The organism is Thermodesulfobacteriota bacterium (genome assembly GCA_040758155.1).
Classification (GTDB): domain Bacteria; phylum Desulfobacterota; class Deferrimicrobia; order Deferrimicrobiales; family Deferrimicrobiaceae; genus UBA2219.
In genome coordinates, this window is record JBFLWB010000074.1 from 1 (window position 1) to 8,200 (window position 8,200).

Here is an 8,200-nt window from a genome sequence, read left to right on the forward strand (position 1 = left end):
GGACGTTCCATAGAACTTCCGCAGAAGAGGGACAGACATGGGAGGCAATAATCCCGCCACCAAAGAATGGCGAATGAGCAGACCGGGACGTTCCTGAGAAGGCTGACAGGCAGTATCTGCAGGGCTTCTCAGGAACGTCCCGGTTCTTCTCCTTCTATGTCCCCCCAGCTCTGTCCCCGATCTGCGGAAGTTCTAAGGAACGTCCCGGTTCTGCGGTTCTTACGTCCGGTCCTTCTTCGTGTACCAGCGGTCGTAGAACGTCAGGTAATCGCCGGAACGGACCGACTGCCACCACGACTCGTTATCCAGGTACCAGCGGACCGTCGCCTCGAGGCCTTCCTTGAAGGAGACCTGCGGGACGACGCCCAGCTCCGTCCGGATCTTGGTGTCGTCGATGGCGTACCGGCGGTCGTGGCCGGGGCGGTCGGGGACGAACTTCATGAAGGAGGCGTCCTTGCCCATCGCCTCGAGGAGGAGCTTCGTGATTTCGATATTGGTCCGTTCGTTCCCGCCCCCCACGTTGTACACCTCGCCGGGCCGGCCGCGCAGGAGGACGGCCTCCACCGCGCGGGAGTGGTCGTCCACGTGGATCCAGTCCCGGACGTTCATCCCGTCGCCGTAAACGGGGACCTGCTTTCCCTCATGGAGCAGCGTCACGAAGAACGGGATGATCTTCTCCGGAAACTGGTAGGGCCCGTAATTGTTGGAGCAGCGGGTGACGAGCGCGGGGAAGCCGTACGTCTTGAAATAGGCTCGGACGAGGAGGTCGGCCGCCGTCTTGCTGGCGGCGTAGGGGGAGTTGGGGCGCAGCGGCGAATCCTCCGAGAACTTGCCCTTCGGCCCCAGCGAGCCGTACACCTCGTCGGTCGAGATCTGGAGGTACCGCCCGACGCCGGATTTCCGGGCCGCGTCCATCAGCGCTTGCGTCCCGAGGATGTTCGTCCTCAGGAAAAGGGAGGGGTCGTCGATGCTGCGGTCCACGTGCGTCTCCGCGGCGAAGTTGATCACCGCGTCCGGCCGCTCTTCAGAGAAGATCCGCCCCACGTCCTCAGCGTCGCAGATGTCGGCACGGAGGAAGCGGTACCGCGGGTCCCCCGCCACGTCCGCCAGGTTCGCGAGGTTGCCCGCGTAGGTGAGCTTGTCGACGATGACGACCTGCCAGTCGGACCGCGCCCGCAGCGCGTACCGGACGAAGTTCGATCCGATGAAGCCGGCGGCCCCGGTGATCAGCACCTTCATGCGTGCGCCTTCCCCGCGGAGAGGGATGCGAGGAATTCCTCCACCGCGTCCTGCCAGTGCCTCGGAGACTCGCCCGTGATCTCCCGGTACTTCTCCTTGCTCAGGACGGAGTACGCGGGGCGCGGCGCGGGATACGGAAGGTCCCGGGTGGCGGCGGAAAGCAGCTTTCCCGACCGGACCGCGTCGTCCTTCAGCACGAAGCGGGCGAGATCAAACCAGGTCGTCTCCCCCTCGTTCGAGAAGTGGACCGTCCCCCGGGCGCCGGTCTCCACCAGCCGGAGTGTAGCGGCGGCGAGGTCGACCGAGAAGGTCGGGCATCCCGTCTGGTCCGATGCGACCCGCAGCGTGTCCCCCCTGCCCGCCTTCTCGAGAATCGTGGTGATGAAGTTCTTCCCCGACGGCCCGTAAAGCCACTGGGTGCGGACCAGGAGATGGTCGCATCCCTCCTCCCGGAGCGCCTTCTCGGCGGCCAGCTTGCTCTCCCCGTATACGGAAAGGGGACGGACCGGGTCATCCTCCCGGTAGGGGCGGGAAAGCGTCCCGTCGAACACGTAATCGGACCCGAAAGTCACCAGGAGCGCCCGCGATTCCCGGCAGGCAATGGCCACGTTGCGCGTCCCCCCCTCGTTGATCGCGAAGGCGGCCTCCCGCTCGGCCTCCGCCCGGTCCACTGCAGTGTATGCGGCACAGTGGACCACGACATCCGCCTGATACCCGGTGACCATTTCCCTGCACGCCGGGAGGCACGTCACATCGAGCTCGGCCGTGTCGGTCACCCGCACTTCGAACCGCCGGGCGAACGCACCCACGATCTGCCGGCCGAGCAGCCCCCGCCCGCCTGTAACCAGGACCCGCTTCACCCGTCCTTCCGCGCCCAGTCGTACGGAATATCGTTGTCGTGGGGATGCACCCGGAACTCGTCCGGGGTATCGTACCGGTAGGGCTGCGTGGGGATGTTGATCACCAGCGCCTCTTCCGTGCCGATCGCCTTGAAACCGTGGAAAACCATCGGCGGAATCCGCAGCACCATCGGCCGGTGCTCCCCGAGGAAAAACTCGTTGACCTCCCCCTTCGTCGGCGAGCCGTCCCTCGAATCGTACAGCACCACCTTCATCATCCCCTTGACCACGCAGAAGTGGTCGAACTGCAGCTTGTGGTAGTGCCAGGCCTTCACGACGCCGGGGTAGCCGGTGGTCAGGTACACCTGTCCGAAACGCATGAAGATCTCGTCGTCCTCGCGCAGGATCTCCATCAATCTTCCGCGTTCGTCCGGTATGACCTTCAGCGGCTTTGTCTTGACGCCGTCGATCATGTCGCGCCTCCCGGCGGAAGGAACCGCAGAACCGGGACGTTCCTTAGAACTCCCGCAGAAAAGGGACAGAGATGCAGGTGTGTCCCGCTTTTGCGGGAGTTCTAAGGAACGTCCCGGTTCTGCGCATCATCCCTTCCGGCCGATCGAGAAATATTTGAAGCCGATGTCCCTCATTTTACGCGGATCGTAGATGTTTCGCCCGTCGAACATGACCGGCTGCCGCATCAGGTTCTTCATCAGGCCGAAATCGGGTTTCCGGAACTCGTTCCATTCCGTCGCGATGACCAGAGCGTCGGCGCCCTGCAGCGCGCCGTAGGAGGATTCCGCGTACCGGATCCGGTCGCCATATCTTTCCCGCGCCCCTCCCATCGCCTCGGGGTCGAAAACGGTCACCGACGCGTCCGCCTTCAGCAGCTCGTCGACGATGTAGAAGACCGGCGCCTCGCGGGTATCGTCGGTGTTCGGCTTGAAGGCGATCCCCCAGACCGCGATGTTCTTCCCTCCCAGGTCCCCGTCGAAAAACTGCGCGATCTTCCCGAAGAACCGCTTGCGCATGCTCTGGTTGATGTCCTCGACCGCCTGCAGGACGGTCAACGGGTACCCCGCGTCTTCCGCGGTCTTGAGCAGCGCCTTGACGTCCTTCGGGAGGCACGAGCCGCCGTATCCCAGGCCGGGGAAGAGGAACTTCCTGCCGATGCGCGAGTCGGACCCGATCCCCTCGCGGATCTTGTCGATGTCCGCCCCGACGGCGTCGCAGAAGTTGGCCAGGTCGTTCATGTAGGAGATCTTCAGGGCGAGGAACGCGTTCGCGGCGTACTTCGTGACCTCGGCGCTGCGCTCGTCCATCACGAATACGGAGCTGCCCGGCTGGAGGAACGGCTCGTACAGGTCCTTCATGACCAGGATCGCCCGCTCGCTGCTCGATCCGATCACCACGCGCTCCGGCCGCAGGAAATCCTCGACGGCGAATCCCTCGCGGAGAAACTCCGGGTTGGCCACCACGTCGAACTCGATTCCGTCCCCGGCATGTTCCCGGATCGCGTCCCGTACCTTCTCGCTCGTACCGACGGGCACGGTGGACTTGTCGACGATCACCTTGTAGTCCGGCTTGCGCTGGCGGGAGAAGATCTTCCCCAGCTCCCCGGCCACCTTCAGGACGTACTTGAGGTCGGCCGATCCGTCCTCGCCGGGCGGCGTGGGAAGGCACAGGAAGATCACGTCCGCCCTCGCGGCCTTTTCGAGGTCCCCGTTGAAGGAGATGCGCCCCTTCTTATGGTTTCTCGCGTAGATCTCCTCGAGGCCCGGCTCGTAGATGGTCACCTCTCCGCGCGACAGCTTTTCGACGATCGCGGGGTTCGAATCGATGCACAGCACCTCGTTCCCCCGTTCCGCGAGGCAGACGCCGGTGACCAGTCCCACGTATCCCGTCCCGACTATCGCCACGTCCATCCGGTTACCCCCATGAATTCCAATATCTTATACGCCAACATTCATCGGTTAAGAGTATCTCAAACTTTAGAAGGCAGGAAGTCCGAAGGTGGAATCCGCCGGCTCCGCGGTATACTTCGGGAAATGCCGCCCGCCGCCCACAACACCCGCACCCTCCCTGCCGCGAAGACCTCCTTTTTCCTCCTGCTGGCGGTCATGGGCGCCGCGCTCCTGCCGGTGACGGCCCTCGCGTTGGGGGGTCCCTGGCCGATCGCCGTTTCGGTGGAAGGGGAAGTTCGGCATCCCGGCGCATACACCCTGCCCCCCGACGCGACGCTCTCCGCGCTGATCGCCGCCGCGGGCGGGTACACCGACAACGCGGAGCTGCGCGGCGCATCCCTGGTCCGTGCCTCCGCCCGCATCGCCCAGGAAGCGGAGCTGCGCGGCATGGCGGGGCGCGTCACGCCGGGAGCCGGCGCCCCGGAAGCCGCCGCGGAGGCGGCGCGTCCCGTCGCCGCATACCTCTCGGGATTGCGGGCTTCGGGGAGGATCCCGGTCCGACTGTCCCACCCGCGCCTGTTGAAGAACAGCCCCGATGACCTGCGGCTGGAAGAGGGCGACGCGCTGCGAATCCCGGCGAAGCGCGACTCGGTCGCGGTCGAAGGGGCCGTGCGGACCGCCGTCGGCGACGCGCCCCACGTACCCGGCCTCCCGCTGAAGGGATACATCGCGCGCGCCGGAGGTTACGCGGAGGATGCGGACAGGGAACATGTCTACCTGCTGCGGGCGGACGGGTCGACGGCGCTCCTCACCCCGGGCATCGTCTCCTGGAACCCGGCGGCCTCGCGCTGGGAGGTGACGGCGCTGGTCTCCGGGGCGCCGGCCATCGGCCCGGGCGATACCATCGTCGTTCCCCGGCGGCTGCCCCGGGCCCTCCCGCGGAAAATCGTCCGGAGGGTCCCCACGATCCTGATGCGCGCCGCCGAGATTTCCGGTGCGCCCGCGCTCCTTCCCGCACAGCCATGACCCGCCCGTCCGCTTCGCCCCGAGCGCTCCGCCGATGGCCATGGAGGGCCCATCCGCGATGCACATGGATGGGCAAGTGCCGCGGAGGCCATGGATGGCCGGGAGCGGCCGGAGGGCATGGAGGCCCGGGAGCGGCCGACCGCTTCCGCCATCGCGTGATCCGGTCGCTCGCCGCCGCGCTGGCCGCATTCCTGCTCTCGGCGGGGACCGCCGCCCCGCCGCCCGCAACCGCAGGGGACGAGCCGTTCACCGGGCCCGCCAACTACGGCCTGACCGGCCTTCTCGAGATCCCCACCGCCCGCGTGATGCCGGAGAACCGGTACCGCGTCGGAAGCTCGTACGTTTACCCGTACTGGTATTTCTTCGGAGCGATCGGTGCGTTCGACCGCTTCGAGCTGAACGGCCGGGTTACGCAGGTGATCGGGGTGCCGGGCTTCGACAACCCCTTCGGCGCCGGGTACGGGGATTTCAAGGACAAGACCATCGACGCGAAGCTCCAGATCGTCAAGGAAGGGAAATACGCCCCTGCCGTCGCGCTGGTGATCTCCGACCCGCACGGCACCCGCCTGTATTCCGCGCAATCGATCGTCGCCAGCAAGCAGATCTTCCCGTTCGACTTCACCGTCGGGCTGGGGAACGGCAGGCTCGGGGAACGACAGCTCGACGAGAAAATGGACGGCTTCAAGATCGAGATGTTCTCGCGACCCAAGGAATGGTGGCGGGACGCGCAGCTCTTCGGCGGCGTCCAGTTCGCGCCGACCGAGTGGCTGGCCGTGATGGTAGAGTACAGCCCCATTCATTACGAGCGCCAGGTCCGCGACCCGGCCCAGCCGAGGCATTTCCGCGAGCCGGTCCGCTCGAAGGTCAACGCCGGCGTGCGGCTCAAGCCGTTCCGGTGGGCCGAGCTGGGCGCAAGCTGGCAGCGCGGCGAGGAAGTCGCCTTGAGCGCCTCGTTCTCCTTCGACATCGGACGGCCGCTCATTCCCATCCACGACCCGCCGTACAGGGAGCCCGAGGCGTTGCGGGAACACCCGCTCGCCGGCCGGATCACTGCGGCGCTCCTTTCGACCGGCTTCCGGGACATCGCGGTGGACGGAGACGACTTCTCCCTGCGCATCGACGCGGAGAACACCCGATACTTCTTCACCCCCAACGCGGTGGAAGCGCTCCTCGACGCCGTCGCGCCGATGGTCCCGCGGAAGTACGAGTACGTCCGCGTGCGGATCAAGGAGAACGGCATCCCCATGGTCGAGTTCATCGCCACGGCCGCAGCGCTCGAGGAGCTTCGCGAAGGGCGCATCTCCCGGAGCCGGTTCTTCGAGCTCTCCGCCTTCCGGACGGAAAGGATCGGAGCCCCGATCCGCCCCGCCGCGGGACGCCGCTTCCACGACTGGGGGATCCGGCCGAGCTTTTCGGCCTTCCTGAACGATCCGTCGCGCTTCTTCAGCTACCGCCTCGGGATCGCGGGACATCTCCTCGCCTTCCCCTGGACGGGCGGAACGGCGGTCTTCGAGCTGGAAGCGTACCCGGTGAACACCGTCAGCACCTCCGTCGAGCCGCTTTCCATACCGGTCCGCAGCGATATTGCGCTGTACAAGCAGGAAGGGCTCGCGCTGAGCCGGCTCATGTTCGAGCAGATCGGGAAGGCGGAACCGGGGATCTTCGGCCGCGCGGCCGCCGGCCTGCTCGAGGTCGAGTACGCGGGATTCGATGCGGAGGTCGCCGTCCCCCTTTACCGGGGCCGGATAGTCGCGGGCGCCGGGGGAAGCCTGGTACGGAAGCGCTCTCCGGACGAACCGCTCAGGCTGTCGGGGGACACCTGGTTCCGGACGGCATTCCTCGGCGGGCGGCTGAATATTCCGGAGGCGGACATCTGGTTCGACGTGAAGGGAGGCCGCTTCCTGGCGGGCGATTACGGGGCCCGGTTCTCGGTATCGAAGTTCGTCCGCGGCGTGACGCTCACGGCATGGTACAGCGCCACAGACACATCGGTCTTCACCGATCCGGACAACCGGGGATATCACGACAAGGGGATCGCCGTGACGATCCCGATCCGCCTCTTCCTTGGACGGGATTCCAGGACCGCTTATCGCTTCAGCGTCTCCCCATGGACGCGGGACGCCGGCCAGGACATCGACCACTTCCGGACGCTGCCCGATTTCATCGGAAGGAACACGGAGTTATCGCTTGACAAGGACACGAAGGACCTGTACAAGGGAAAAAGGTAACATTTCGATTCATAAGGGGATTGCCATGACGACCCGCCGATTCCGCTTCCCCGTGAAAGCTTTGGCGTCGCTGCTTGCGGCCGCTTTTATCCTCTCGTTCGGACCGGGGCCCGTTTCCATCGCGCAGGCCGCCGAACCGGCCACCAAGACGCCGCAGGGAGCCACATGGGAGACCTGGCCGCGGAAGCCCATCGGTGCGGGACCCGGCGCCGCGTCCGGAGCGGCGGCGGCGGGGGAAGCCGCCGGCGCGAAAACCTTTGCCGGGATTTCCGCGGGGACGTGGGGCTGGATCGCCGGAGGGGCGGCCGCAGCCGCCCTGGTCGGCGTGGCGGCGGGCGGAGGAGGCGGCGGAAGCTCTACAGTCAGCCATCATTGACGGTGCCCATCTTCCCCGTTGCGCGCAGGCAATAAACGATACGCCGCGATCCTGACGATCGCGGCGTTTTTCTTTCTCCCGGCTCCGTCCATCGTCCTCGCCGCCGGCCCCGAGTATGCCCCTTCCATCCCCGCGATTCTCTCCGCCGCCGAATCGCTTTTCGAGACGATGAAAGCCCGGGATTACCCGGCGCTCTGGCGCGTCCTGACGGCGAAGTCCCGCGACACGATCGTCTCCGAAACGGACGAGGCGATCCGCAAGGCGGGTGAGGCCCCCATCTCCAAAGATCAGATCCGGGAGGATTTTGCAGCGGGAGGGCCCACCAGCCGCAAGTACTGGGAGGGATTCCTGCGGCGATTCGATCCCGATGCCGCGCTGGAAAAGAGCCGCTGGCAGATCGGCACCATCGAGAAGGACCGGGCCGAGGTGCTCATCACCCATCCGGGGGCGGACCGCCCGGCGGTGCTGCGGTTATTCCTGGAAGGCGGAAGCTGGAAGGCGGGGCTGGCGGAGACGTTCTGGGAACGGTAATAGCGAAAAGAGCAAAACGTCAGAACCGGGACGTTCCTGAGAACTTGAGCAGATCGGGGA

At 66.1% G+C, this 8,200-nt stretch carries 8 protein-coding genes; 4 read left to right on the top strand and 4 right to left on the bottom strand.

The features are described from left to right. Nucleotides 1-219: 219 nt before the first annotated feature. The 4 genes from rfbB to AB1346_04570 form a co-directional block, all read right to left on the bottom strand. Nucleotides 220-1,239, bottom strand: a complete 1,020-nt coding sequence (gene rfbB, locus AB1346_04555; protein ID MEW6719704.1) for a dTDP-glucose 4,6-dehydratase — start codon at nucleotides 1,237-1,239, stop codon at nucleotides 220-222. Then, a complete protein-coding gene (gene rfbD, locus AB1346_04560; protein MEW6719705.1) occupies nucleotides 1,236-2,099 on the bottom strand; it encodes a dTDP-4-dehydrorhamnose reductase in 864 nt (287 codons plus the stop codon). Before rfbD ends, rfbB begins: the two co-directional genes overlap by 4 nt. Then, nucleotides 2,096-2,551: a dTDP-4-dehydrorhamnose 3,5-epimerase family protein gene (locus AB1346_04565; protein MEW6719706.1), complete on the bottom strand. Its 456-nt coding sequence runs from the start codon at nucleotides 2,549-2,551 to the stop codon at nucleotides 2,096-2,098. Before AB1346_04565 ends, rfbD begins: the two co-directional genes overlap by 4 nt. Nucleotides 2,552-2,677: 126 nt before the next feature. Next, nucleotides 2,678-4,000 carry a UDP-glucose/GDP-mannose dehydrogenase family protein gene (locus tag AB1346_04570; GenBank protein MEW6719707.1) on the bottom strand — a complete coding sequence of 441 codons (1,323 nt, stop codon included), beginning with the start codon at nucleotides 3,998-4,000 and terminating at the stop codon, nucleotides 2,678-2,680. A 123-nt stretch (nucleotides 4,001-4,123) separates the two neighbouring features. Here AB1346_04570 and AB1346_04575 point away from each other — a divergent pair, with 123 nt between their 5' ends. From AB1346_04575 to AB1346_04590, 4 genes are all read left to right on the top strand, one after another. Beyond that, the gene (locus tag AB1346_04575; protein ID MEW6719708.1) at nucleotides 4,124-5,005 is read left to right on the top strand and encodes an SLBB domain-containing protein; all 882 of its coding nucleotides are present in this window, start codon (nucleotides 4,124-4,126) and stop codon (nucleotides 5,003-5,005) included. A gap of 68 nt (nucleotides 5,006-5,073) precedes the next feature. Next, a complete protein-coding gene (locus AB1346_04580) occupies nucleotides 5,074-7,233 on the top strand; it encodes a YjbH domain-containing protein (protein ID MEW6719709.1) in 2,160 nt (719 codons plus the stop codon). A gap of 25 nt (nucleotides 7,234-7,258) precedes the next feature. Further along, on the top strand, nucleotides 7,259-7,609 hold the full coding sequence (locus AB1346_04585; GenBank protein ID MEW6719710.1) for a hypothetical protein: 351 nt from the start codon (nucleotides 7,259-7,261) through the stop codon (nucleotides 7,607-7,609). An 18-nt stretch (nucleotides 7,610-7,627) separates the two neighbouring features. Next, nucleotides 7,628-8,140, top strand: a complete 513-nt coding sequence (locus AB1346_04590) for a hypothetical protein (protein ID MEW6719711.1) — start codon at nucleotides 7,628-7,630, stop codon at nucleotides 8,138-8,140. The last annotated feature ends 60 nt before the right edge of the window (nucleotides 8,141-8,200 follow it).